Source organism: Brasilonema bromeliae SPC951, assembly GCF_012912135.1.
GTDB classification, from domain to species: Bacteria; Cyanobacteriota; Cyanobacteriia; order Cyanobacteriales; family Nostocaceae; genus Brasilonema; species Brasilonema bromeliae.
The window spans coordinates 15,061-16,872 of sequence record NZ_QMEB01000138.1 but is presented as its reverse complement, the minus strand read 5'-3'; the positions used below and the strand labels follow the sequence as shown (position 1 = coordinate 16,872).

2 protein-coding genes are annotated in these 1,812 nt (G+C 41.5%); one reads left to right on the top strand and one right to left on the bottom strand.

Annotated elements, in window-relative coordinates; all coding sequences use genetic code 11:
• Positions 1-254: 254 nt before the first annotated feature.
• Positions 255-971: an RNA-guided endonuclease InsQ/TnpB family protein gene (locus DP116_RS17365; protein WP_339381478.1), complete on the top strand. Its 717-nt coding sequence runs from the start codon at positions 255-257 to the stop codon at positions 969-971.
• Positions 972-1,155: 184 nt separating this feature from the next.
• Here the strand turns inward: DP116_RS17365 and DP116_RS17360 are convergent, their stop codons facing one another.
• Complete coding sequence (locus DP116_RS17360) at positions 1,156-1,617, bottom strand: cupin domain-containing protein (protein ID WP_169156364.1); 462 nt, start codon at positions 1,615-1,617, stop codon at positions 1,156-1,158.
• Positions 1,618-1,812: the final 195 nt, after the last annotated feature.

Genomic DNA, 1,812 nt, shown 5'->3' with positions numbered 1-1,812 from the left:
GGGGAGGGGACGTGATAGCGTTTGCGCAGCGTCCCTCTTAGGGACTAGCGTGGCGTTAGCCATAGCGTAGCTTTACGGGGGTGGGGCAAGGAACTGTCATTTAATTCCTAATCACCTATACTCATCTCTCTTCTTTTTGAGTAGGTTCTTCTCCAATCAGACGATCAACGAATTCTCTTAACCGTTCTTGCCAATTAGGAACAGATCTAAGCTTGTTTTAGCGTGACTCTTTTACGCTTGAAGGTACAGTCAAAATCTTAGGCAGTAACAAGATTCAAGTACCTGTGATTGGCGTACTTAAAACTTATGAACGACTGCCTCAAGTATTAACTAAATCTGCAACAATTAGCCGCCAAGCTGATAGGTGGTTTCTTAGCTTTCGGTTTGAGATAGAAACACAAAATCTAGGTAATACAAACGTTGTAGGCGTTGACCTTGGAGTTAAAAACCTTGCCACATTATCAACTGGTAAAGTAATTACAGGTGCTAAGTCTTATAAAAAGTACGAAGCTAAGTTATCTAGAATGCAATGGTTAAACCGCCATAAAATTATTGGTTCAGTTAACTGGAAGAAGGCACAATTACAGATAGCCAGACTGCACAGAAAGATTGCCAACATCCGCAAAGATACGTTGCACAAACTTACGACATTGCTAGCCAAGAACCACGGCACAGTAGTAATTGAAGACTTGAATGTATCTGGAATGTTGGCAAATCATAAACTGGCTAAAGCAATAGCTGATATGAGCTTTTTCGAGTTCCGTAGACAGTTAACCTACAAGTGTGAGCTTTATGGCTCAAAATTGGTTGTAGTTGACCGATGGTTCCCATCCAGCAAGACCTGTTCTAATTGCGGAACCAAAAAAGAAACACTTGGGCTTGATGAGCGAGTATTCAACTGCGGTCACTGCGGTTTTGTTGTTGACCGTGATTTGAACGCAGCAATCAATTTGAGTAAAGCTGTCAGTTAGACAGTGATAGCCTGTGGACTGGTTGATGCCGACATCTCCAGGATGAAGCAGGAAATAAACAAAACTCAAAGCAATCAAAAATAGTTCTAGTTATCTTGTATAGAAAAGAGTATTGTTGAGTAGCTTTGAGTAGGTTTTATGTAACGGTTCACCATCAGTGTTCTAGGCTCTGCCTCTATTTAAATCACACTTTACATGGCATCAAACTATCCACTCTCCCCAACACTGCCATATCTTCCTCATCCAACTCCACTGGCGTACCACTACGAATCAATTCCGCAAAATCTTCATTCGGAACCATAATAGTCAGGGTATATAAACGACCATAACCGATATTTTCAATCAAATGAGTGCCAGTGGGAGGGACTAACAAACTATCTCCTGCTTTAATTCGGACTCTTTTGCCATCACAACTGGCGATTCCTTCTCCTTTGAGGACAAAAAACATTTCCACCGCCCATTGATGACGATTGGGTGGTGTTTTCCCACCAACATCAAAAATTTCCACGCAACAAGTCAAGGAAGTGTTAGCACTTGCTGTGTCAAAGATAATTGCTAAGCGATTTGAGTCTTGGGGAGTGATGCGATATGTTTGGTAATCTTTAGGAGATTTGACAACGGGAATGACACAACGAGTCGCGTACATAATTCGTTTTCTCTTATTGTTATCGGTGTAAGGAGTCGTGAGTTTTGAAGTGTATTTCTCTCTCTATGGTTATATGGTCATACAGAGGCAAGCCACAATTACTATTCAACACTCAGGGGTTTGTTCAAGTTGCGATCTGTTTGGTAATCTTTGGGAGATTTGACAACGGGAATGACACAACGAGTCGCGTACATA

Excerpts from the sequence above, each read along its gene's own strand:
- DP116_RS17360 (WP_169156364.1), bottom strand. The coding sequence starts at position 1,617 with ATGTACGCGACTCGTTGTGTCATTCCCGTTGTCAAATCTCCTAAAGAT.